Genomic DNA, 22,254 nt, shown 5'->3' on the forward strand with positions numbered 1-22,254 from the left:
ATGTTATTTAAGGGTATAAATCTAGATTGCTTCGCCAGGCTGCTTTGTATTGCAAACTCCCTGCGGCGCTGAAACTCGCATCTTGAGGTCAGTTGGGTAGAAATAGTCGTTTCGCTATTAATTGCTGGTCGGTGTTCTCCCACAGGTAAGATCTGTTAAGGTAGCGCCAGTTTTTTATAAGGTGATTCCATGCGTTCGTTAAAACACTTATTTGCCAATAACAGATCATGGGCTGAGCGGGTTGAGCTGGAAGCTCCTGGCTTTTTTAAGCAACTCTCTGAACAACAAGCGCCTGAATATTTATGGATAGGCTGCTCTGACAGCAGAGTTCCTGCCAACGAAATCGTAGGCTTGTTACCAGGTGAACTTTTTGTGCATCGAAATGTGGCTAATCTGGTGCTGCACTCCGACATCAATTGTTTATCTGTACTGCAATACGCTATCGACATTTTAAAGATCAAACACATTATTGTTTGCGGACACTACGGCTGTGGCGGCGTTGCCGCTGCAATGAATAAACAACGTATTGGCTTTGTCGATAACTGGTTACGAAATATTAAAGATGTGTATGCGCTGCACAGAGAAGAGCTGGACGGTTTTGCTGATGATGGTGAACGGGTGAACCGTTTGTGTGAGCTGAACGTGATGGAGCAAGTGCGTAATGTCTGCCATACCAGTTTTGTGCAGGATGCATGGGAGCGTGGTCAGCCGCTGACTGTACATGGTTGGGTATACAGCCTGCGCAACGGTCATATTAAAGATTTACGCGTCAGTCATTCCAGCGCTACACAAATAGATAATATCTATGCACTGGAACCTACTGAAGAATTTGTACCCTAAAAATTACAGATTTCAGCGAAACTTCAGTTCGGTCTGGGGCACAGCTTTATACAAAGCGCTGTGCCCTTTCACCCATTTACCGTTTTGTAAATACTCTGAACTAACTTCCAGTTTTCCGCTTTGATCCAGCACTGAATGTGACCGCACTTGCGTGATCCCCTGAGCATTGTTTTCTACTTGCTCTACAGCCTCAATACTATTAGTAACTGGGCTATAGCTCATAGTGCCATGGGTATAGGATGAAAAACTGAAAAGTGCGAGGACTAAACATTCACTGCTGTTTCTCCTGATAAAAATCCAGCATGTTTTGTTCTACTTCTTGCGAAAAAGCTTTGGTTTTTTCTGCATAACTTTGCAAAAATTTGTCTTCTTCGGTTTGAGGTACCCAGGCAGGCACTGTCGCTGTGTTCCCTTCTGCATCCAACGCAACAAAGCTGATGATGCAATGATTCGTCTCCAGCATTTCGCCGCCTTTGGTATCACCTGAGCGCACCTGCACCAGCACGTGCATACTGCTGTTTCCTGTATAAACAATACGGGCGATCAACTCTACCTGATGCCCTACCAGAATAGGTCTTCGAAACCGAATAGTGCCCACTGAGATAGTAACGCAATACAAACCACTCCAACCGGCTGCACAGGCATAAGCCACTTGGTCTATCCATTTCATGACCATACCACCATGTACTTTGCCGCCAAAGTTCACATGAGTAGGTTCAGCTAAAAATCTGAATTCAACTTCTCTTTTGCCTGACATTTGAAGGGTGCCTTATTTTGTTTTCCAGAGCCTAGCCGTTTTAGCGAAAAAATCGAGACAAGCCACTGATCTGCGGCCTGTTTCATAAAATACCTGCTACAAAATCACTGTTTTATTGCCATGCACAAAGACCCGGTCTTCGAGCACTAACTGCAAAGCTTTACTCAGCACGTTTTTCTCTACATCACGGCCTGCTTTCACCATATCCATAGCGCTGTAGGTATGATCAACCGGAGTCACTAACTGCTTAATAATAGGCCCCTCATCCAGATCATCTGTGACAAAGTGGGCTGTAGCACCAATAATTTTCACCCCTCTTTTGTGCGCCTGATGATAAGGATTAGCACCAATAAAAGCCGGTAAAAAACTGTGGTGAATATTAATAATGCGCTCTTTATAGTGAGCCACAAAAGCCGGGCTTAATACCCGCATAAACTTAGCCAGCACCAGATAATCTGCCTGATAAGGGTCTATTACCTGCTGCAACGCCGCTTCATGTTGTTCACGGCTCAGGTCGATGTGACTGACAAAGTGATACGGAATATCAAACTTCTCTGCCAGGCTTTGTAAATCCGGGTGATTTCCCACTACAGCAGCTATATCCAGCTTTAAGGAGCCGTCATACACCTTCATTAAAATATCACCCAGACAATGCGCCTCTTTGGTGACCAGTATCACCACTTTTTTTCGCCCTGCTGCTACTAGCTGACGACTACTGCCATCAGGCAGAGCGCGGTCTAAATCCAGCATTAAGGTCTTGTCGTTAAAAATACCTTCGAGCTGAGTGCGCATAAAAAATTGACCAGAATCCGGGTCGACATATTCGGTATTACGAATAATATTCAGCTGGTGTTTGTAGCAGATATTGGTAATTTGTGCGATTAAACCTTTTGAATCCGGGCATTCAATCAATAAAACTTTCTTTTCCATCATAACTCTCGTTAACGCATAGCAAGACCAGACACAGCACAAAGCTGCTGCATCAATACAGTGATTTCAGGTGGTTTTGGTTGTTTTTATGGCGGCTTATACCGCTCTTCGCTGCTAAGTGCTATCTGATGACTGAGATGATAATCAGGACAAAGCATGTACTTACTATTAATCCCAAGTTTTAACTCCGTTGTAAAGTTATTTTCAACTTCAGGCTTTTACCACTTTGCTTGTCCTTTAACTCGTGCAACGCCATAATAGACGTCGTTTTTCGCCGTCTGCTGGCTTTTTCACCCACTGAGGATCTGATGCCCTCTTATCAAATGCAGGTGCTGGGCACCATTCGCTCACCCTACAAACAAAAATTCGCCATACCCCGCCAGCCGGGCCTGATTGCCGAAGCTAAAGCTGAATTGGTGTTGGAGCCTGGTTATGATGATGATGCCATAGTAAGGGGCATTGAAGCCTTCAGTCATTTGTGGTTGGTGTTTGTGTTTCATGAAACCGCTGACAAAGGCTGGTCACCGCTGGTGAGGCCGCCACGTTTGGGTGGCAATGAAAAAAAAGGCGTTTTTGCCACTCGCGCCACATTCAGACCAAACCCAATTGGCCTTTCTGTCGTAAAACTTGAAGGCGTAGTGCGTAAACAAGGCCGTTTGATTATTCAATTATCCGGTGTAGACCTGCTGGATGGCACGCCCATATTGGATATTAAACCTTACCTGCCTTATGCCGATGCCTTACCGAATGCAGCTGGTGGTTTTGCTGACTCAGCACCAGAAACTGATATGACGGTTAGCTTTGAACCTGCAGTGCTGGAATTTTGCCAGCGGCAAAAAGATCAACCGGAATTAGCAGTATTGATAGAAAAGGTGTTAAAACAAGACCCGCGCCCTCCTTACAAAAAACAAAAAGCGGAGCAACAAAGCTACGGCATGACGCTGTATCACTTTAATATCAAATGGACAGTGAACGGAGTACACAATCATGTTACAGAAATCAGGCATGTTAAAGAAAAACAACAAGGTCATGAAGTTCAGCCTCTGTCTGACTCTTAGCACACCTTTATGGCTTCATGCTGCTGAATTACCAGCCTTACCTGAAGCCGTCAGTAACAATCTGGTGATGAGCACCAGTGTGGCGGGCCGCACCTATGTCAGCAGTTTTATGGGACTCTCTGCAGGGAAAACCCACGCCGATGTCCATAACAGAGTTTGGCAATGGACAGTAGGTGACCCCACCTGGCTGAAAGCACCCGTAGTGCCGAGCCGTCAACGTTTAAGTGGCCGGTTGGCCAGCACTGGCGTCACCTTACAAAATCACTTTTTTATATTTGGCGGCTACACAGTAGCGGCCAATGGCACAGAAGTATCCAGTAGCGAAGGCTACCGCTACAGCCCTGTCACCAAAGCCTATAACAAACTGCCGGACATGCCGGTTGCGGTGGACGACAGTGTGGCTTTGGCTTATAAAAACAGGTACATTTACCTGGCCAGCGGCTGGTCTCAGGATGGAAACGTAAACCTGGTTCAGCTGTTCGATAACTTCACGCAAAAGTGGAGTCAGGCGACACCTTTTCCGGGCACCCCGACTTTTGGCTTGGCAGGCGCTTTATCAGGTCAGCATATGCTGTTGTGTGATGGGGTAAAAGTCAATTATCAGACCTTACCACGCCAGTACGAAACTGAAGCTCAGTGTTGGTTAGGTGAAATCAATGCATCCAACGCCAACCGCATCAGCTGGCAGCAAATTCAGCACCCGACAGGCAAAGCCCGTTACCGCATGGCAGCTGCTGCGGTCAAACAGGATGGCAAAGACTTAATCGTATTTATTGGTGGCAGCGAAACCGCTTATAACTACAATGGCATAGGCTACAACGGCACTCCGGCTGAACCTTCAGCTCAAGTCTGGGCTTACTCCATTACAGACAAAAGCTGGCTGAAAGCCGAAAATACCACTGCTGTGATGGATTTACGTACCTTAGTCACTATGAACAATGAACTCTACAGTTTAGGTGGTATGGTCGCAGGACAAAATCTGACCGCAGAATGGATAAAACATCAGATTAAGCTTCTGCCAAACTAACAGCCTTGTTACACTCTACCCTTCGTACTTGAAGCTGCAGCTTTGTTGACTATAGTTGTTCGCCCCAGTCACATAGGACAACTATGCTCCTGGGGTGTCATCTACTTGTCGCCTCCCTGCAACATCAATTACTTAGGGTAAAGCAGCAAATTAATCTGAGTACAGCGGTCAATTTCCAAAGCAATTAAACTTAAAAAACACGGAACTATTTATTTATGCGGACAAGTCAGTATTTACTCTCCACTATGAAAGAAACCCCGGCCGATGCCGAGATTATCAGCCATCAATTGATGTTACGTGCCGGTATGGTGCGTCGTCTGGCCTCAGGTTTATACACCTGGTTGCCCAGTGGCTTGCGGGTTTTACGTAAGGTAGAGCAAATCGTTCGCGAAGAAATGAACAAAGCCGGTGCTATCGAAGTTCTGATGCCTGTAGTACAACATGCCGAACTGTGGCAGGAATCAGGTCGCTGGGAAAAAATGGACGCTGAACTGCTGCGTTTTAAAGACCGTCACCAGCGTGACTTTGTATTAGGCCCAACGCACGAAGAAGTGATCACAGATTTAGTGCGCAAAGAAATCAGCAGCTACAAACAACTGCCTATCAATCTGTATCAGATTCAAACCAAGTTCCGTGACGAACGTCGTCCGCGTTTTGGTGTGATGCGTGCCCGCGAATTTTTAATGAAAGACGCCTACTCTTTCCATTTAAGCCAGGACAGTTTGCAGCAAACCTATGACGCTATGTACCAAGCCTACTGCAATATCTTTACCCGTTTAGGTTTAGACTTCCGTCCTGTATTGGCGGACACAGGCGCTATTGGTGGCAGCATGTCACACGAATTCCATGTACTGGCAGCTTCTGGTGAAGATGCCATCGTTTTCTCTGATGCCAGCGATTATGCCGCCAACATCGAAAAAGCCGAAGCTTTACCCCCTCAAGGCCAGCGCCCGGCTGCGGTTCAGGCTAAAACTGAAGTCGCAACGCCTGATGCTAAAAGCATTGAAGAAGTGTCTGCTTTTTTAAAGGTGGAGGCATCTTCCATAGCTAAAACCCTACTGGTGCAATTGAACCCGGATTTAAGCTTTGATGAGCTCACAGCTTTGTTGAGCTATGCAGGTGCCGAAACGATTGAAAACACCTGGCGCTCAAAAGTGGTTGCCCTGATACTGCGTGGCGATCACGACTTAAACGAAATTAAAGCTGAAAAACACCCATTGGTTGCTTCTCCGCTGCAATTTGCATCAGAAGAAGACGTCATTGCGGTAACAGGCGCTAAACCAGGCTCCGTTGGCCCTGTAGGCTTAACTATTCCTGTGCTGGTCGACCATGCAGCAGCCCACTTAGCTGACTTTGTCACGGGTGCAAACAAAGACGGTTTCCACTTTACAGGCGTCAACTTTGACCGCGATATCACCACTTATCAGCTGGCTGATTTACGTAATGTAGTCGAAGGTGATCCAAGTCCGTGCGGTAAAGGTAATTTAGTGATACGTCGTGGTATTGAAGTCGGCCATATCTTCCAGTTAGGTGACCGTTACTCTTCAGCAATGAAAGCAGGCGTGCTGAACGAAGAAGGTAAACATCAGATCATGACCATGGGCTGTTACGGTGTTGGTGTTTCCCGCATTGTGGCCGCAGCTATTGAACAAAACCATGACGACTACGGTATTAAATGGCCTGCAGCCATAGCTCCTTTTCAGGTCGCTATAGTACCGATGAACATGCATAAATCAGTGCGGATACAGGAAGCTGCAGAGCAGCTGTACAAAGACCTGACTGCAGCAGGTTTTGAAGTACTGTTTGACGATCGTAAAGAGCGCCCGGGCGTCATGTTCGCTGATATGGAGCTGATCGGCGTCCCCTATCAAATCATAGTAGGCGAACGCAACCTGGACGAGCAGAAAGTAGAACTGAAAAACCGTCTGAACGGTGATAAGCAGTTACTGAGTCTCGCTGATGTCGTCACTCAGTTAAAAACCTTCTGATTGAAGTTGAGTGAATGAAAGGCCCTGTATTGGCAGGGCCTGTGTTTACGGAGTTTATCTTATGTATTTTAGTAGTCAGAATATTCCTGAACTCAAAGGCCTTAAGTTTGCACAGCGCATGCAAGTGATCCGCAGCGCAACAGAACAGGTAGCAACACCACAAAAGCTGCTGCTGAACCTACTGAAACTAGCCATTCTAATTCCGTTATTTTTGACGATAGCGCAATGGCACTCTTGGCAGAGCACCTTGACTATAGTGGTTTTACTGGCAGCCTATCCGCTACTAACCCGCCCTTTGACTTTTGCTTTATGCAGCCCTCACTTACATCAGGCACGAATCAAACTTAAATTAGAATAACTCTGCTCTACTTAGATCCAGCTCAGGGGTTTGCTAGTTCAGCGCAGAATAAAACATCAGACTTTACCAAAGCTCGGGATATGAGGCAGCAACACTGGCGGATATACCTGGATAGGAAAACTGTTTTTTATGCTGAAGTTTTTGTGTGATATCACCAATACCAGTCAACAAAGCCGTAAAAGATCGTCAGAACAGCGGGTCAGCAAAAAACAGCAAGCTATAGCAGAGCGAGAACAAGAGCTGCTGCAGATAGCGCAGCAGTTAGTTGAAGCTGAAGGATATGCAAATCTGACAATGGACAAGCTAACCTCAGCCAGTCCTTATTCCAAAGGTACTATTTACAATCATTTTTCCAGCAAAGAGGACGTGATCACCGCACTGTGTAATTCAGCCTTGCGCCATGAAATCAGTTTGTTTAAAAAAGCTGGCTCATTTAACGGCAATAGCAGAGAAAAAGTGCTGGCTTTACACCAGGCCTACCTATTATCCGCCCAAATGCAGCCAATTTTATTTAGCTGCCTACTGACGGCTAAGTCGCCCTGGGTACAGGAAAAAAGCTCGCAAGCCCGGTTAACTGTGCAGCGGGAACTTGAAAAAGAAGTGACAGCTCTGGTTGATCTATTGCTGCAGCAAGCCGTAGCAGCCAAAGAGTTACAATCCAAAGCCGCAGCGACCCCAGACTTAATGGCCTTTGCGAATTGGGCTGTCTCTTTTGGCAGCATAGCGCTGTTAAGCAGTGCCAGTAACACTCTATCTATTGAACGCTTGCAAGGCACCCAGCCTTTTCTGTTTAACTTAAATTGTCTGCTCGACGGTATGAACTGGTTGCCACTGAGCTCAGACTGGGACTATCACCAAAGCTGGATACGTATTGAACAAGAGATCTTCAGCTCTGAACTTCAACTCCTGGCAAAAACTGAAGCAGAAAGTAGTAGCTCAAACTGAAGTTGGGATAAGCCGCGCCACTGAAGAGTTCAGCTTTTTAAAAATACACTTTTACTTCTCTGATTTTATTGATTAAATCAACACTGCTCGACAGTAGTTATCTTGAGTTCAGCTGAGATAGATTTTCGGCAACTCAGCGTATATTTTTTGTCTGATGCAACTTTTTCCTATAAATGAATACAAATCAATGCAGTAAAGCTGATGATCCAATTCATGCTTTACCAGTATAATCATCAATCTATTATTTCCCCCTCAACGGATGCAAATTTATGGTCTTACGCATAAAGCCTTTTTTACTGTCATGCCTGGTGCTGTTGATAGCTACGGGTTGCTCCAGCAAAAAAGCAGCAGATGAGCAACAAGCACACTCCAATTATCAGGACCCGCGTGACCCATTAGAAGCCGTGAACAGGAGTATTTGGGATTTTAACTACGAAGTACTGGATGCCTATGTATTGCGCCCTGTAACTGTCGGTTATATGGCTGTGGTTCCCAAACCAGCCCGCACCGGCATAGCCAACGTGATCAATAATTTGGATGAACCTACCAATTTCGTTAACGCAACGCTTCAGGCTAAACCTAAAAGCGCCGCCATCAGTCTGGGTCGTTTTGTCTTAAACAGCTCTCTGGGTTTATTTGGTTTGTTCGATGTGGCCAGCCGCCTGGATCTGCAAAATCAGGACGAAGATTTTAATCAAACCTTAGCCACCTGGGGTGTAGCAAACGGCCCTTATCTGATGTTACCAGCCTTAGGCTCAACCACAGTGCGTGATACCACAGGTACTGTGGTAGACAACCTGTATTTCCCGTCAACCTGGTTAAATACGCCTCTGTCTATCACTAAAGCCGTTTTTAGTGTGTTAGATGCTCGTGAGCAGGTGATGTCCGTAGAACAACTGCTGAACGACTCAGTCGACCCTTATGCTTTTATCAAAGAAGCCTATTATCAACGTAAAGAATTCCAGATCCACGACGGTAATCCGCCGAAAAAGGTGGAAGAAGACGACGCTTATCTGGACGAATACCTGCCTTAATAAAAATGGGGTCGTAACACATTAGCTATGAGTAACTAATGTGTTACGACCCCATTTTCAGCTGTAGCGGATTGTTAACCTGAACTCGGGATAAGCAGCGCCGCTGAATAGCCATCTTCTCGCGCCCCTCTGCGTTGCTCCGTCCGGCCATAGCTTGCTATGGCGTACGACAAAGCGCCTTGAGATCCACAAAAATCTGTACATTCAATCAGCAAAGACTTTGTTTGCTTGACGTAATAATTTTACTTCGTTGATTTAATTCATTACATCGAAAAAATTCGACGCTCATTATCCCGGGTTCAGGCTAGTTACTTTTTCCAGTACAGCGCTGGTTTGCTTCAAACCCGCCACAGTAGCGCCCCCTATCACATAAATAGCATCATCCAGAGTCACAGCTCCTAAACCATGACGGGGAACCGGCATTTCACCTTGCTGTTGCCAACTGTTGTCTGCTGGTGAATAAGACCAGACTTTACTGAACACGCCACCTCCCTGCTGAAAAAACTCACCGCCAAACAGCCAAATCTGTTGATCCAGCGCAGCAGCAGCTAACCCAGCCTGTGCCATAGGCATAGTTTTTTGCAAAGCCCATTGCTGGCTCTTGGCATCAAAACTGTGCACCTGATCGGTATTACCGCCTTGCACCTGTCGCCCGCCAAAAAGATAGCCAACTCCATGCAACTGAAGGCCAGCGGCACTATTTTTTACTTCTGGCAAAGCAGCGGCCACTGCAGTAGTGAAGCTTTTCAAATCAAAGACCCAGTGTATGGCTACATCGGCCTGATCCTGCCACTGTGCATTGGCTGCAGCCGCAGGAGAGCGGCCGGACACTAAATGCACTTTGTCCTCCCAGACCCAACTGACAGTCTCACTTAAAGGGGCAGGTAATGTCGCCACTTTTAGCCATACTTGTTGCTGTAGATCTAAACGCAAAACATCCGCACTGGCACTCCAGTGGCCGCCATTGGCTGAGACAAAACCACCAAACAAATACAACTGGCCGCCGGCAGCCACCAACTGACCATGGTGACGGCCTTCAGGCAAACTAGGACCAAAACGCCATTGATCAGTGGTTGGGTTATAGATCTGCACCTTTGCGGTCATCTGACCTTGTTGCTTTGGCAACTCTGAACTTAAACCACCAGCTACATAAATTTCGCCTTGGAATACTGCAGGGTAAATCTCCTGTACTGGCAACAATAAGTCGGTTTTTCTTTGCCAATCCAGACTTGCTGCCAACAATGGAAAACTTAAGCAGCACAGCACTGGCAGAACAAACTTGATCATTTTACTCTCCAAAGAAAACAAAAAGGCCAGAAGACGCTGCTTCTGGCCTTTTTCAACCCGATTAAAAATTAGCTTTGCATACGCTCTGCGCCATGCATCCAGCGTACTAAAGTACCGGATAACATCCACAGTAAGGCGGCAAAAAACACCAGAGCAAAGGCAATACCGCCAAACACCACCAATAAACCGGCATGAGCAGCTTGTATACCAAAAGAAGCGGCAAATTCAACCACTGCGCTGTTTTCACCCGCTGTGTCTGAGTAAGCCCCGACAAAACCGGCCAGGTAATGCGCAACAGCAGGCATCAGGAACCAGACCCCCATAATCAGTGAAGCTAATTTCACAGGTGCCAACTTAGTCATTAACGACAAGCCCACCGGAGAGATACAAAGCTCACCCAAGGTATGGAATAAAAAGGCTAAAGTTAACCACATCATGCTGGACTTAGCTGAAGGGTTCACCTGCATCTCAAATACACCGACGATCAGGAAAATAAAGCCGATAGAGGTCAGCAACATACCAAACAAAATTTTAACAGGTGCATCGGGCTGTTTGTTCATCGCATTTAGTTTCACCCATAACCAGGCAAAAAGTGGTGCAAACATCAGAATAAACAGCGGGTTTAATGACTGAAACCAGCCCGCTGGCACTTCAAAAGCACCCACCATACGGTCGGTATGTTCCGCAGCAAACAGGCTCATTAAACCACCAGCTTGCTCAAAGGCCAGCCAGAACATAGTGACAAACACAAACAGGAATAACACCACACGTAAACGATCAAATTCTACTTTGGTTAAAGGCGTTGGCGTACCCGAAGCGTTACGGGATGAAATACGACCTGGCACTTTACCTAAGTCACCTAAGTACTTTTGTGCAAACAGCAACTGGATAACTACAGATAAAGTCATACCAATACCAGCGGCTAAATAACCGTAACGCCAACCGTAGGCATCACTTTCACCTAAAGAAGAGGTGACTAAGGGCGCAATAAAAGCACCTAAGTTAATACCCATATAGAAAATGGTGAAACCGCCGTCACGACGGGCATCGCCCTGTGGATACAAGTCACCCACTATGGCAGAGATATTTGGTTTAAATAAACCGTTACCGGCAATAATAAAGCCTAAACCAACGTAAAACAGCGACATGCTGTGTGGTGTGGCAGCAAACAAAGTGTATTGGCCAATGGCCATCAAAGCGCCACCCAAAATAATGGATTTCCTCTGGCCAAGCAGGTTGTCAGCGATCAAACCACCAAATAAGGTTGCGGCATAGACCAGACCTGTATAGTAGCCATATAACAATAAGGCATCGCCATTACTCAAGCCAAAACCCGGGTTAGTCGATTCTGTAGCGGCAACTAAAGTCAAAATAAGTAAAGCGCGCATCCCGTAATAGGAAAAACGCTCCCACATTTCTGTGGAAAAAAGCAGGAAGAGTCCTTTCGGATGACCGAATAAAGTCCCCGAAGCTGGCGGTTGATTCATAACGTGATCCTAGATTGTGGGTTTATTTTAATAATGTTGAAGGTAACAGACTGCCCGATACAGACCGCAAAGTGCAGAGCTAAACAGCGGACAGACTTTTTAAAGCTGCCGTGTTATAGCGTATTGCAGATCAAATGAAAAGAGGCAACAAGACAGAAGGAGGGCGCAAAAGGTCGGGATCAGACCTTTTGCTTATTTAAACCTCAATTTTTATCCAGTTTTATGGCAAATTTCAGTGCGGGTTAAGGCTGCAAATTCAGGCTCAGACTCAGTTCTTCACCCTCTAATGTCAGGACCCCGGACTGCACTTGTGGACCATCTTCATCATTCAGTACCTGGCCCGACAAAGACAAACGAGCAGTGATTTGAATACGATCGGCATTGGCTAAAGTCCAGCCTGGTTGCATGGCCTGAGCTTCGGTCAACTGAACAGTCTGAACACCACTAAAAACCGCCAATTTTTGCACAGCCAAAGGTAAAGACGGCCCATCCACAGCTTTTGCAAATACAAACAAAGTACCGGTGTTGTATTTCTCAGCAAGTTCAGGGCTGATGTTTAATTCGATACTGACCCGACGCCCTGATACCTGCTCAGTGCTGTTTTGCTTCGCAGCAGGTGCCAGACCCAGTTTTTGCCTTACCATCTCATGACGCGGATCCGTCACCTCAAGTTTCGGCAATAACAACTGCCATGCTTGTTGAGCCTGATCTTGATCGCCCCGCTCTTCCGCCACCATCGCCAGCATGGAAAGCGCGTCTGTGTTATCCGGATCCTGCTGCAATACAGCAGATAAACTACGAGCTGCTTTTGCCAGATGTTCATCGCTGCCAGCAACCAACAAAGCCTGACTGTAACTAATCAACACATTAATGCGATTGGGAGTTAAAGCCAGTGCCTTTTCAAACGCTTCTATCGCATCATCCAGCATACCTTTGGATAACCAAATGCGGCCAATCACAAACCAGGCTACAGCGTCATCGCCTTCTTTGCTAATTTTGGTACGCAGCGCCAAAGCAAACAGACTGATTTCTTCATCTGTTAATGGCTCGCCTTTGTTCAGCAGCGCCCGTTCACCGTACTCGGGCAACTTTTGCTGCGCAGTTTGCCAGTTTTGCAGCGCACTAAAATGACCGGTTAAACTATACAGCCAGACTGTACCCAGCAATATCAACACTGTAGTGCCAAGCACCCAGCCGATTGCAGAACCAGAAACCCGCTGGTGATTTTGTTGCTGCTGCAGGTATTGGTTTTTTAATTCAGCTGCAGCCTGAACGAAGTCCTGCTCTGCTAATTCACCCTGATCACGGGCCTGGGACAGCAACTGAAGTTTCTCTTCAAACTGCAGTACCGGGCTTAACTGCACAGCTGCATCTTTGCGGCGAAAAAACAGCAGCAACACAAGAATAAGCGCCAGCATTATCGCGCCAGCAAAACTTAACGACATCAGCATCAGCTTTTCCTCCTGTACTGCTCAATCAGTTGGTCTAATTGCCGTTCTAACTGTTTCGGCTGCGCACTGTCTTCCTGCTCTGGTGCAGAGGTTGCAGTTCTGCGACGCACCAGTAATACCAGAACTAAGCCAACAACCATCAACGCAGGTAACAACCATAAAATCAGCGTAAATTTATTCAGCGGTGGCTGGTAATGCACAAAATCGCCATAGCGGCTTTTCATATATGCCAGCACCTGCTCTTTGTCTTGCCCCTGCTGCACCAGCTCCAGCGTTTTATTGCGCATATCCACAGCCACTACAGCGTTGGAATCAGCAATATTCTGGTTTTGACATTTAGGGCAACGCAACTCTTGCGTCAGCTGCTTAAACAAAGCTTGCTGCTCCGGGCTTTGAAACTCTATCAACGCTTGTGAGGCTTGGGCTGTTGCTGCAAACAACAGCAGGCTTAGAAAAAATGCTTTCATGCCCTACTCCTCCAAACTTTGATAAGCAGCGGCCAGCTTCTGTTGCCAGACTTGCGGGTTAATATCACCTACATGGTGGTAACGAATAATACCTTTGGCGTCGATCAAAAAGGTTTCAGGCGCACCTGTGACCCCTAAATCAAAAATCAGCGTGCGGTCTTTATCCAGAATATTCCACTGGTAGGGATCGCCTTGTTGTTGCAGCTTCAGCGCCACTTCCTGTTGCAGTTCAGCCAGGTTAAATACCTCGCCAAAAGCCGCATCACTGGGTTGTTGATAGTACAAGCCGATGATCATCACGCCCTGCTCACGCAGTTCGGTCAGATAAGCCAGCTCTGCATTACAGGTCACACACCAGGTGCCCCAGACATTCAGCAAATAAGGCTTACCTTGGAGTTTCTGTTCAGTCCATATAGTGTCTGGCCGCTGCAGATCCGGCAAAGCAAAGGCTGGCAATGCTTTGTTCAATACCGAGGACTCACGTTCCATAGGGTCAGAAAACAAGCCACTAAACAAAAATACCGACAAGCCAAGAAAGAGTGCAAATGGGATAAAAAATGCAAGTTTACGCATCAGCGGCGCCCTTTTGTTCTGTGGCATCTTTTTGTTCAACCACGCGACGGCGATAGCGCTTATCGCAAAGCGCAATTAAACCACCTAACGACATCAGTAAACCGCCTAACCAAATCCAGCGCACGAAAGGCTTTACATACAAACTTAAAGCCCAGCTGTCTTCAGACAGTGACTCGCCTAAAGCCACATACAAATCACGGCTTAAACGGGCATGCACTGCAGCTTCGGTCATAACGCTGCGCTGCACCTTATAAAAACGTTTTTCCGCATGTAAATGGGTAACGTAGTCGCCCTGGTAACTGACATCCAGCTCAGCAGCTTCACCGTTGTAGTTCGGACCTTTTAAGTCATAAACTTCCACCAGCTTAAACTGATAACCGGCCAACTCGACCTGATCGCCAGCTTTCATTCGGACCTGAGTTTCCACACTGTAGGTTTTGGTCATAGCAACCCCAACCACCAGCACAGCAAAACCTATATGAGCTAACGTCATACCGAAATGACTGGCATTGAGTTTAGTTAAGCCTTGTTTCACAGAACCAAACTGCTGTAAACGCTGCAGCAACTCGAAAATAGCAGATGAACCAACCCAGGCTCCCAACAACAAACCTAGCAGAGCCAAATTGGCCTGAATACTCTGAGTGGCAGCCATAGTTCCCAAAGCTAGAATTAAAGTCGCGATAGCCACTAAACTCATAGGCTTTAACAGAGGTTGTACTTGCTGCTGTTTCCAGCGCACCCAAGGCCCTAAACCTAACAATAAGGAAAATGGGATCACCAGATAGTAAAACAACTGGTTAAAAAATGGCTCACCTATCGAAATAGAGCCTAAGCCCAACTCTTTATGCACCAGTGGGAATAAAGTACCCAACAACACCACCAAAGTAGCGGTTAACAGGAAAATGTTATTGCCCCACAGCAACACTTCGCGGGAAAACAGTTCATAACGGGCCTGACTGCGCACTGAGTTCATCCGAATGGCATAGAGCAGCAAAGAGCCTCCAATCACCACCAGTAAAAACGCCAGTAAGTACAAGCCGCGGTCCGGATCAGCTGCAAAAGAGTGCACTGAAACTAAAACCCCCGACCGCACTAAAAAGGCACCTAACAAACTCAAGGAAAATGCGCCTATGGCCAACAGCACTGTCCAGGATTTAAAGGTGCCACGTTTTTCTGTCACAGCCAAAGAGTGGATAAGCGCAGTCCCCACCAGCCATGGCATAAAAGAAGCGTTTTCAACCGGGTCCCAGAACCACCAGCCGCCCCAGCCCAGTTCAGCATAAGCCCACCAGCTGCCGAGCATAATGCCCAGAGTAAGGAACATCCAGGCCGCTAAAGTCCAGGGTCTGGCCCAACGAGCCCAGGTACTGTCAAACTTACCGCCCATCAGCGCTGCTATGGCAAAAGCAAAAGAAACCGCAAAACCTACATAGCCCATGTACAGCATGGGTGGGTGAATAATCATGCCAAAATCCTGCAACAATGGATTTAAATCACGACCATCCACAGGGTAATACGGCAAACTGAGCATAAAAGGGTTGGACATGAAAAGCACGAAGGCATAAAAACCGACCGCTATTAAGCCCATGACGCCTAAAATCCGCCCCTGAAACTGCAAAGGTAAACTGCGGGAAAATAAAGCTACTGCAGCTGTCCAGCCAGCGAGCACCAGCAACCACATTAACATCGAGCCTTCATGCCCGCCCCAGACCGCCGTTAAGCGATAATACCAGGGCAGTAAAGAATTCGAGTTGCTGGCCACATAGACCACACTGAAGTCATTGCTCCAGAAAGCATAAGACAAAGCCCAGAATGAAAAAGCGGTTAGAAAAAACAGGGCATAAGCCAGAGGATTCCCCAGATCTAATGCCGTTTGATTGCCTTTAAAGCTGCCATACAAAGGCACCACAGCTAAGGCCAGAGAAACACAAAACGCAAACGTCAGCGCCAGTTGACCGTATTCTGCAATCATGGCTGCTGACCTTTATCAGATTCTTTATACAACTGTGATGGAGGTACATGCTTAATGCCCTTCATCGCTTCAGCCACTTCCGGTGGCATATACTCTTCATCATGTTTGGCTAACACCTCTGAGGCCAGTATGGTGGTTGCATCCACCAACACACCTTGAGCTACTATGCCCTGCCCCTCACGGAATAAATCCGGCAGTATGCCCTCGTATTCCACTGTCACTATAGGACCTGTGTCGACTAAATCGAAGCTGACTTTCAGTGACTCCGGCGCGCGGCGCACCGAGCCTTTCACCACCATGCCTCCTATACGCAGGCGTTGGCCCACTTCAGGTTTTACTTTGTCTTTGCCTATACCTTCAATCAATTGGCTTGGGGTGTAAAATAAATCAATATTCTGCTGCAATGCATACAGCATGGCGCCTATGGCACCTCCTAACAACAACACAAAGGCTGTTACAGCCACTAAGCGTTTCTGACGTCTCGGATTCATCTACTTCTCTCTCTCCTGATGTTGCCGCACCCGTTGCTCCCGCGCTGCTTTGGCGCGGATTTGTTGTTGTATAGAGTGATGTTGCCGCTTGCTGTACCACCACAGACCAAGCAACAAAGCATAAGTTGTACCGAAAGATAGCCAGACAAACAGTGCATAACCGCCCATCTGCCAAAAGTCTGCCCAGGATGTAAAAGCCATTAGTTTTGCTCCTTCTGACTGGAGTCACCCTTGGCATCAACCAGCTGTCGTACCCAGGGTCTGTGCTGTTCAAAGATTAAAATTTGACTGCGTAATCGTAAACAAGTGAGAGCCGCCAGCAGCAAGGCAAAACCTAACAAGCTGATCAACAGTGGCCATAACATAGAAGGGTCAATCGAAGGTTTGGCAAACTTGGTAATAGTGGCGCCCTGATGCAGCGTATTCCACCACTCCACCGAGAAGTGGATAATAGGTAAGTTCACCACCCCCACTATGGCCAGCAAAGACGCTACTTTAATACCACGGGCAGCCTCGGAAAAAGCACCAGCTAATGCAATGACACCTAAATACAAGAACAACAAGACTAATTCCGATGTTAAACGCGCATCCCATACCCACCAGGTACCCCACATAGGTTTACCCCAGGCAGCACCAGTGATTAAAGCGATAGCGGTATAGACAGCACCTATAGGAGCTATGGCCAGCACAGCCCACTGCGCCACACGGATTTGCCAGACTAAACCAATAAAAGCTGCAATAGCCATACTACTGTAGGCACCCATAGACCAAATCGCTGAGGGCACATGAATGTAAATAATCCGATAACTGTCACCTTGCTGATAATCGGCAGGGCTAAAAGCAAGGCCCCAGATATTGCCCAGCAGCAGGGTAAACAGAGCCAGTCCCATCAAATAAGGCAATAAGCGGCCACACAAATGGTACAAAGTTTCAGGTTTGGCATAAGGATCTAACCAACGGAACATACTACCCCACATTCATTCGAAGTGCCTGACGCACGGCCAGAGGCACCAGCGCTAAGGCAAATAATAAAAAGGCCAGCAGCACAGCCAGTTGCCCGGTGTAAGGCAAAGCTGTAGCTGCGGCTTCCATAGCACCACTGGCAAAAATCAGCAGTGGAATATACAAAGGTAAAATAATCAGTGCCTGCAATATACCGCCTTTGTCAGCCGCCATAGTGAGCGCAGCGCCCAACACACTGAGCAAGCTTAATACGGGCGTACCCAGCACTAAGGTCACTACTAATACCTGCCAACTGTCAAAATTTAACCCCAGCAACACAGCGATTAAAGGCGATACCAGAATAAGCGGCACACCAGTGGATAGCCAGTGGCAACAAATTTTTGCCGTGACGTAACTGAATAAGCCCTCTCTGCCAGCTACTAATTGCTCTATCACCCCATAACGGTAATCATCTTTAAATAAGCGTTCAGCAGATAGCAACACACTTAACAGCGCTGCAATCCAGACTAAACCTGGCGCTATTTGTTTCAGCATGCCGGGTTCAGGCCCAATGCCCAGCGGAAACAAGCTCAGCACCAACAAAAAGAATACCAGCGGATTCAACCAATCTGCCTTTTGCCGACCGAGCAATTGTAATTCGCGTTTAATTAAAGAGCGCCACATCACCATCTGTACTCCAGTTCTAACGCCTGAAGCTCTGGGTAAGAAGCAGACAACGCCTGATGACTGGTCAAAACAATGACGCCACCTGAGGCCAGATGCTGTAAAAAATGCTGTTCCAGTTTGGCAATCAACTGCTGATCCAAGGAAGTAAAAGGTTCGTCCAAAATCCAAAGGGGTTTAGTTGTGAACCACAATCGAGCCAGAGAGACACGGCGCTGCTGTCCGGCAGACAGCATAAAACAGGGAATATCTTCCAAACCAGCCAAACCCAAAGAGCCCAACAGTTGATAAGGATCTGCAGGCTGCTGCGCGGTTAAAGCAGACCAAAAGGCTAAATTTTGCAAGGCGGTCAGTTGAGGATGAATGCCACTTTGGTGGCCGATAAACAGCAGTTGCTCCGCAAAATGCTCTGCAACTGCACTCAGAGGTTTACCATGGAATAAAATCTGACCGTCTTCAGGCGAGCTTAAACCCGCCAGCAGTCGCAACAGCGAACTTTTACCGGCTCCATTTTTTCCCTGAATATAAAGTACTTGCCCTGCACTTAACTGAAAATTTAAGTTTTCAAATAACACTCTGTCCTGGCGGACACAGCTTAGTGCTTCGGCGGCCAAAATTATCGACAAAGGGCAAACTCCCAAAAAAAGTCGCGGCATCTTAGCATATTGGCAATAGAATACGAATGCGCTATAACCTTGAAACACTGGGCTTTGTAGAAATTAATGTTTCAGATCAAAGCCTGTAAGCCGATAGAAGTCTGACGAAATGCCCGATGACTGCCAATGGAAAAGAAATCAGTGAACCAGATAACCATAGATAGCGCCTTAAGTGCCCAACCCAAAGGGGCTGTACCCGCTGCTGTGCTGGTGGAAGAACACAACTATCAGGCGCTGTTAAATATTGGCAAAGATGGCATAGGCCAGTTAAAGCTACAGACTCCTGCTGGTCTGGTGCTGATTCAGGATGCCAAACTGAATTTACCGGCCTTGCAAGGTCAGCTCATGGTGCAATTGACTCAGGCCTTGTCAGGCCAGCTGCAGTTAAAGCTCAGTCAGAACGGCCCTCAGCCTATGCCGGTGCAGTTAACCCAGCCGCAATTGCAACAGTTAGTGACACAACTCAGTGCGCAGATGTCGGCACAGCCCAGCGCCCAACTCAGTACTCAACTCACCACTCAACTTAACACGCCATTGGCAGCCCAGCTGCACACCCAGCCAAGCACTAACCTGGCCAAAGTTGTACAAATACAAGTACAAATTCAGCGTCAGGATCAGCAACTGATTTTGCAGTTGGGACAAAACAAAGTGCAATTCCCTTTACCTGCCGCCTTACAAAGCTTGCCGCCAAGCCAATGGCTGGAGGCTAAACTGCAGTTAAAAGCCGGGCAATTAAGCCTGGTGTTGCCAAAAGCCGCCTTGCTACCAGCTTCGGCTGATACCAGTCAGGGCAAAAACTCTGGCCCATTATCCGCAAAAGCGCCTGAGTTGCTAACTGTTGCGCTGAAAAGCGAAGCCACATCAGGCCAGATAAAAACTCAACTGCAGACTGCTGTATCGGCACAGACCGCAGCGCCGACTGCAGCACCGACAAAAACACCAGCAGCTGGCTCAGCTCAGCAGCACACTAGTATTCCGTTATCTGCTGCAGTGCAGCAACGGGTTTTGCCTTTGGTATTGCCACAGCTGACCAACGCCGCATCTGGCACTGTATTGAGTTTAAACGAGCTAAAACAGTTGCCGATACCGCTGGCGATGAAACAACAACTGGCCGATCCTCAGTATCAGTTGCAACTCACACCGCAAGGCCAGTTACAACTGAAAGCTATCCCAGAGCAAAAAACTATAGTGATTGAAGCGCAACCTAAAGTGTTGCAGCTGCAAAGCTCTAAAACAGCACCAAGCCTGACTGTGTCAGGCTCAGTCGAAGCAACTAAATTTATAAAACCGCACATTGAGCCCGCTGTGCTGAATCAGGCATGGCGGCAATTATTGCCTATGCTCAATCCACAGTGGGAAAATCTGGCTGAAACGCCCGAATTACCGGAGGCAGTCAAAGCTATTTTACAACTGGTGCGGCAAAGTCAGCCTGATGCCAGTAAGATGACCCATCTGGCTCAACTGCCAGCCCAACTGCAGGCTTTGTTACAGTTTAATCCGCTGCAAAACGTCGCTCTGCCGCAAACTGCAGCTGGCACCTTAGCTGTCGCTATTCAGTTATTATTAGGCCGTTTGGGGCAAAGTTTGCCGCAAAACGAGAAAGGCCCAAACAAAGATCACAAACTGAAAGAATTTGTTGCACAGCTCGATCAAACTCAAAGCAGCCAGTTGCTAAAGCAGTTATCCAGCCAAAGCTCGTCACTGCAACAAGCCCAGTTAGCGACACTTGAACAACAAAGCAAAGATCCGTTGCAGCAGATTTTCTTAACCTTGCCGATCCAGAATCAGCAGGTATCTGACTTTTGCCAAATCGCTATTACTCAGCAAGAAGAAGAACAGGAAAAAGGCAAAGGCAAATCTGTGGCCTGGCAGTTATCGATGAAGTTTGATTTAAAACAGCTGGGGCAATTGTTGGCGATCAGCAAGTTATCTGGCTCGTCCTTGTCGTTGCAGTTGTATACCGACACCACAATGCTGAAGTTATTAGCCGAAAAATACCTGCCGCTGTTAAAGGACAGATGCAAAATTCAGGGTATAGAAGTCACAGAAGCCCATTGTCAGTTGGGTAAAATCCCAGAGAGTTTAATGCCTAAAACCACCAGCTTGCTGGCGATTCGGGTGTAGAGCGTGTTGACGTTTCAGGGTTATTTTTGCAGCAGTCTGGCCGGTTTTTATGCAAGGCAGCGCGAGTGCAGTGTAGTTAACCTGAACTCGGGATAAGCCGCGCCACTGAATAGGCATCTTTTAACGCCTCTCTGCGTTGCTCTGTCTAGCCATAGCTTGCTATGGCGTACGACAAAGCGCCTTGAGATCCATAAAAATCTGCGCATTCAGCCAGGAAATAGTGCAGCTTTTTAAAAACATACTTTTACTTCTTTGATTTTATTGATTAAATCAACAAAGGTCGACACTCGTTATCCCGAGTTCAGGTTAGTTATTCTACATAAACGAGTGCTAACGCAGCAGAAAGGCCGGCCAGGCGCTGCCCTTCGGGTTCGTCTGGCGGCGCTTTGCTTCTTTGTTGCCTACATGGATGTAGGTAAGGGGCGTGAGCTGGAGCGGAAGCTTCACTCGTCGCTCATTTAGAATAACTAAACTTCGCTCCTCGTTTCGCGTTCAAAGCGGCGCCAGAGCGAACAAAATTTAATCTCGATACGTTAACACGCTCTCTAGGATACAAATGAAAGACCTGACTAAAACCCCTGATAGCATAGACATAGACGCCAGCGCAGTTGCTCTGGCTTATGATGGTAAAAATGCACCACAGATTGTGGCCAAAGGTCATGGCGAACTGGCGCAGGATATTATTGCCACCGCCAAAGAACATGGCGTTCTGGTGCATGAAGATGAAGAGCTGGTGAAGGTGCTGCAACGTATTGAGCTGGGCACTGATATCCCCAAAGAGCTCTACATTATTATCGCCGAGCTCATCGCCTTTTCTTATGTGCTACAGGGCAAATTCCCAGACGAGTGGCACAATATCCACCAGCGTATCGATTTAAAAAGCTAAGTTTCTTGTTTATCACTGACCAGCATAGTACGGCTGGCCGACACCGCAGGGTGTGAGATCTGCACTTTGATATCACTGATCAGCGTATGCAGTTCTGCTTGCACTATGGACTCTTTCATCTCCAGCTGAAATTCCAGACAAGCATGCCCATGCCACTGAGTCACGCCTGACAAATGCCAGTCAGCAAGCTTTGGATGTTGCAGGGTGTGACCACAATCCCGTGCGACTTCGTCTAAATCGGCATCATCGTCCGATAAATCCACTTCAAGGTATAAATACAACATCATCAATTCCTTA

General features: G+C 47.2%; 24 protein-coding genes. 9 read left to right on the plus strand and 15 right to left on the minus strand.

Annotation, left to right across the window (positions count from 1 at the left end; genetic code table 11):
- Positions 1-189: 189 nt before the first annotated feature.
- Complete coding sequence (can, locus tag EMM73_RS00905) at positions 190-840, plus strand: carbonate dehydratase (protein WP_127684572.1); 651 nt, start codon at positions 190-192, stop codon at positions 838-840.
- Between the two features lie 12 nt (positions 841-852).
- Here can and EMM73_RS00910 read toward each other — a convergent pair whose 3' ends face one another.
- The 3 genes from EMM73_RS00910 to purU form a co-directional block, all read right to left on the minus strand.
- On the minus strand, positions 853-1,062 hold the full coding sequence (locus EMM73_RS00910) for a hypothetical protein (RefSeq protein ID WP_186435084.1): 210 nt from the start codon (positions 1,060-1,062) through the stop codon (positions 853-855).
- A 49-nt stretch (positions 1,063-1,111) separates the two neighbouring features.
- On the minus strand, positions 1,112-1,597 hold the full coding sequence (locus EMM73_RS00915; protein ID WP_127684573.1) for an acyl-CoA thioesterase: 486 nt from the start codon (positions 1,595-1,597) through the stop codon (positions 1,112-1,114).
- Positions 1,598-1,693: 96 nt separating this feature from the next.
- On the minus strand, positions 1,694-2,527 hold the full coding sequence (gene purU / locus EMM73_RS00920) for a formyltetrahydrofolate deformylase (protein ID WP_127684574.1): 834 nt from the start codon (positions 2,525-2,527) through the stop codon (positions 1,694-1,696).
- 308 nt (positions 2,528-2,835) lie between these two features.
- On the opposite strand from purU, the gene tsaA reads away from it, so the two are divergent.
- From tsaA to EMM73_RS00950, 6 genes are all read left to right on the plus strand, one after another.
- Positions 2,836-3,585: a tRNA (N6-threonylcarbamoyladenosine(37)-N6)-methyltransferase TrmO gene (gene tsaA / locus EMM73_RS00925; protein ID WP_186435085.1), complete on the plus strand. Its 750-nt coding sequence runs from the start codon at positions 2,836-2,838 to the stop codon at positions 3,583-3,585.
- Entirely contained in the window at positions 3,515-4,612 is a 1,098-nt protein-coding gene (locus EMM73_RS00930; protein ID WP_127684575.1) for a Kelch repeat-containing protein, read from the plus strand. Before tsaA ends, EMM73_RS00930 begins: the two co-directional genes overlap by 71 nt.
- A 215-nt stretch (positions 4,613-4,827) precedes the next feature.
- Positions 4,828-6,600 (plus strand): proline--tRNA ligase, encoded by a 1,773-nt coding sequence (locus EMM73_RS00935; protein ID WP_127684576.1) that lies wholly within the window; start codon positions 4,828-4,830, stop codon positions 6,598-6,600.
- A gap of 61 nt (positions 6,601-6,661) precedes the next feature.
- Positions 6,662-6,958: a DUF6170 family protein gene (locus tag EMM73_RS00940; RefSeq protein ID WP_127684577.1), complete on the plus strand. Its 297-nt coding sequence runs from the start codon at positions 6,662-6,664 to the stop codon at positions 6,956-6,958.
- A gap of 129 nt (positions 6,959-7,087) precedes the next feature.
- Positions 7,088-7,903: a TetR/AcrR family transcriptional regulator gene (locus EMM73_RS00945; RefSeq protein WP_127684578.1), complete on the plus strand. Its 816-nt coding sequence runs from the start codon at positions 7,088-7,090 to the stop codon at positions 7,901-7,903.
- A 269-nt stretch (positions 7,904-8,172) separates the two neighbouring features.
- Entirely contained in the window at positions 8,173-8,937 is a 765-nt protein-coding gene (locus tag EMM73_RS00950; RefSeq protein ID WP_127684579.1) for an MlaA family lipoprotein, read from the plus strand.
- 288 nt (positions 8,938-9,225) lie between these two features.
- Here EMM73_RS00950 and EMM73_RS00955 read toward each other — a convergent pair whose 3' ends face one another.
- From EMM73_RS00955 to ccmA, 11 genes are all read right to left on the minus strand, one after another.
- Entirely contained in the window at positions 9,226-10,224 is a 999-nt protein-coding gene (locus EMM73_RS00955) for a Kelch repeat-containing protein (RefSeq protein ID WP_127684580.1), read from the minus strand.
- 68 nt (positions 10,225-10,292) lie between these two features.
- The gene (locus EMM73_RS00960; protein ID WP_127684581.1) at positions 10,293-11,711 is read right to left on the minus strand and encodes a peptide MFS transporter; all 1,419 of its coding nucleotides are present in this window, start codon (positions 11,709-11,711) and stop codon (positions 10,293-10,295) included.
- A 242-nt stretch (positions 11,712-11,953) separates the two neighbouring features.
- Positions 11,954-13,162, minus strand: coding sequence for a tetratricopeptide repeat protein (locus EMM73_RS00965; RefSeq protein ID WP_127684582.1), 1,209 nt, complete (start codon positions 13,160-13,162; stop codon positions 11,954-11,956).
- Entirely contained in the window at positions 13,162-13,629 is a 468-nt protein-coding gene (locus EMM73_RS00970; protein ID WP_127684583.1) for a cytochrome c-type biogenesis protein, read from the minus strand. Before EMM73_RS00970 ends, EMM73_RS00965 begins: the two co-directional genes overlap by 1 nt.
- Before the next feature lie 3 nt (positions 13,630-13,632).
- The gene (locus EMM73_RS00975) at positions 13,633-14,202 is read right to left on the minus strand and encodes a DsbE family thiol:disulfide interchange protein (protein ID WP_127684584.1); all 570 of its coding nucleotides are present in this window, start codon (positions 14,200-14,202) and stop codon (positions 13,633-13,635) included.
- A complete protein-coding gene (locus EMM73_RS00980) occupies positions 14,195-16,174 on the minus strand; it encodes a heme lyase CcmF/NrfE family subunit (RefSeq protein WP_127684585.1) in 1,980 nt (659 codons plus the stop codon). Before EMM73_RS00980 ends, EMM73_RS00975 begins: the two co-directional genes overlap by 8 nt.
- Positions 16,171-16,665: a cytochrome c maturation protein CcmE gene (ccmE, locus tag EMM73_RS00985; protein WP_127684586.1), complete on the minus strand. Its 495-nt coding sequence runs from the start codon at positions 16,663-16,665 to the stop codon at positions 16,171-16,173. Before ccmE ends, EMM73_RS00980 begins: the two co-directional genes overlap by 4 nt.
- On the minus strand, positions 16,666-16,866 hold the full coding sequence (gene ccmD / locus EMM73_RS00990; RefSeq protein WP_127684587.1) for a heme exporter protein CcmD: 201 nt from the start codon (positions 16,864-16,866) through the stop codon (positions 16,666-16,668).
- Positions 16,866-17,630, minus strand: coding sequence for a heme ABC transporter permease (locus tag EMM73_RS00995; protein ID WP_127684588.1), 765 nt, complete (start codon positions 17,628-17,630; stop codon positions 16,866-16,868). The genes ccmD and EMM73_RS00995 overlap by 1 nt, the downstream gene beginning before the upstream one ends.
- Position 17,631: 1 nt before the next feature.
- Positions 17,632-18,297 carry a heme exporter protein CcmB gene (ccmB, locus tag EMM73_RS01000; RefSeq protein WP_127684589.1) on the minus strand — a complete coding sequence of 222 codons (666 nt, stop codon included), beginning with the start codon at positions 18,295-18,297 and terminating at the stop codon, positions 17,632-17,634.
- Entirely contained in the window at positions 18,291-18,917 is a 627-nt protein-coding gene (gene ccmA, locus EMM73_RS01005; protein WP_222422562.1) for a cytochrome c biogenesis heme-transporting ATPase CcmA, read from the minus strand. The genes ccmB and ccmA overlap by 7 nt, the downstream gene beginning before the upstream one ends.
- A gap of 156 nt (positions 18,918-19,073) precedes the next feature.
- Between ccmA and EMM73_RS01010 the strand changes: the two genes are divergently transcribed.
- Together EMM73_RS01010 and EMM73_RS01015 are read left to right on the plus strand one after the other, a co-directional pair.
- The gene (locus EMM73_RS01010) at positions 19,074-21,071 is read left to right on the plus strand and encodes a hypothetical protein (protein WP_127684591.1); all 1,998 of its coding nucleotides are present in this window, start codon (positions 19,074-19,076) and stop codon (positions 21,069-21,071) included.
- A 556-nt stretch (positions 21,072-21,627) separates the two neighbouring features.
- A complete protein-coding gene (locus EMM73_RS01015) occupies positions 21,628-21,957 on the plus strand; it encodes an EscU/YscU/HrcU family type III secretion system export apparatus switch protein (protein WP_127684592.1) in 330 nt (109 codons plus the stop codon).
- Here the strand turns inward: EMM73_RS01015 and EMM73_RS01020 are convergent.
- Positions 21,954-22,241: a hypothetical protein gene (locus EMM73_RS01020; protein ID WP_127684593.1), complete on the minus strand. Its 288-nt coding sequence runs from the start codon at positions 22,239-22,241 to the stop codon at positions 21,954-21,956. The genes EMM73_RS01015 and EMM73_RS01020 overlap by 4 nt on opposite strands.
- Positions 22,242-22,254 lie beyond the last annotated feature (13 nt).

The organism is Rheinheimera sediminis, assembly GCF_004005375.1.
Lineage (GTDB): Bacteria > Pseudomonadota > Gammaproteobacteria > Enterobacterales > Alteromonadaceae > Pararheinheimera.

What these genes read in the sequence shown, in the direction of transcription:
- can (WP_127684572.1), top strand. Translation starts at nt 190, where the DNA reads ATGCGTTCGTTAAAACACTTATTTGCCAATAACAGATCATGGGCTGAG.
- EMM73_RS00910 (WP_186435084.1), bottom strand. Translation starts at nt 1,062, where the DNA reads ATGAGCTATAGCCCAGTTACTAATAGTATTGAGGCTGTAGAGCAAGTA.
- EMM73_RS00915 (WP_127684573.1), bottom strand. Translation starts at nt 1,597, where the DNA reads ATGTCAGGCAAAAGAGAAGTTGAATTCAGATTTTTAGCTGAACCTACT.
- purU (WP_127684574.1), bottom strand. Translation starts at nt 2,527, where the DNA reads ATGGAAAAGAAAGTTTTATTGATTGAATGCCCGGATTCAAAAGGTTTA.
- tsaA (WP_186435085.1), top strand. Translation starts at nt 2,836, where the DNA reads ATGCCCTCTTATCAAATGCAGGTGCTGGGCACCATTCGCTCACCCTAC.
- EMM73_RS00930 (WP_127684575.1), top strand. Translation starts at nt 3,515, where the DNA reads ATGTTACAGAAATCAGGCATGTTAAAGAAAAACAACAAGGTCATGAAG.
- EMM73_RS00935 (WP_127684576.1), top strand. Translation starts at nt 4,828, where the DNA reads ATGCGGACAAGTCAGTATTTACTCTCCACTATGAAAGAAACCCCGGCC.
- EMM73_RS00940 (WP_127684577.1), top strand. Translation starts at nt 6,662, where the DNA reads ATGTATTTTAGTAGTCAGAATATTCCTGAACTCAAAGGCCTTAAGTTT.
- EMM73_RS00945 (WP_127684578.1), top strand. Translation starts at nt 7,088, where the DNA reads ATGCTGAAGTTTTTGTGTGATATCACCAATACCAGTCAACAAAGCCGT.
- EMM73_RS00950 (WP_127684579.1), top strand. Translation starts at nt 8,173, where the DNA reads ATGGTCTTACGCATAAAGCCTTTTTTACTGTCATGCCTGGTGCTGTTG.
- EMM73_RS00955 (WP_127684580.1), bottom strand. Translation starts at nt 10,224, where the DNA reads ATGATCAAGTTTGTTCTGCCAGTGCTGTGCTGCTTAAGTTTTCCATTG.
- EMM73_RS00960 (WP_127684581.1), bottom strand. Translation starts at nt 11,711, where the DNA reads ATGAATCAACCGCCAGCTTCGGGGACTTTATTCGGTCATCCGAAAGGA.
- EMM73_RS00965 (WP_127684582.1), bottom strand. Translation starts at nt 13,162, where the DNA reads ATGCTGATGTCGTTAAGTTTTGCTGGCGCGATAATGCTGGCGCTTATT.
- EMM73_RS00970 (WP_127684583.1), bottom strand. Translation starts at nt 13,629, where the DNA reads ATGAAAGCATTTTTTCTAAGCCTGCTGTTGTTTGCAGCAACAGCCCAA.
- EMM73_RS00975 (WP_127684584.1), bottom strand. Translation starts at nt 14,202, where the DNA reads ATGCGTAAACTTGCATTTTTTATCCCATTTGCACTCTTTCTTGGCTTG.
- EMM73_RS00980 (WP_127684585.1), bottom strand. Translation starts at nt 16,174, where the DNA reads ATGATTGCAGAATACGGTCAACTGGCGCTGACGTTTGCGTTTTGTGTT.
- ccmE (WP_127684586.1), bottom strand. Translation starts at nt 16,665, where the DNA reads ATGAATCCGAGACGTCAGAAACGCTTAGTGGCTGTAACAGCCTTTGTG.
- ccmD (WP_127684587.1), bottom strand. Translation starts at nt 16,866, where the DNA reads ATGGCTTTTACATCCTGGGCAGACTTTTGGCAGATGGGCGGTTATGCA.
- EMM73_RS00995 (WP_127684588.1), bottom strand. Translation starts at nt 17,630, where the DNA reads ATGTTCCGTTGGTTAGATCCTTATGCCAAACCTGAAACTTTGTACCAT.
- ccmB (WP_127684589.1), bottom strand. Translation starts at nt 18,297, where the DNA reads ATGGTGATGTGGCGCTCTTTAATTAAACGCGAATTACAATTGCTCGGT.
- EMM73_RS01010 (WP_127684591.1), top strand. Translation starts at nt 19,074, where the DNA reads ATGGAAAAGAAATCAGTGAACCAGATAACCATAGATAGCGCCTTAAGT.
- EMM73_RS01015 (WP_127684592.1), top strand. Translation starts at nt 21,628, where the DNA reads ATGAAAGACCTGACTAAAACCCCTGATAGCATAGACATAGACGCCAGC.
- EMM73_RS01020 (WP_127684593.1), bottom strand. Translation starts at nt 22,241, where the DNA reads ATGTTGTATTTATACCTTGAAGTGGATTTATCGGACGATGATGCCGAT.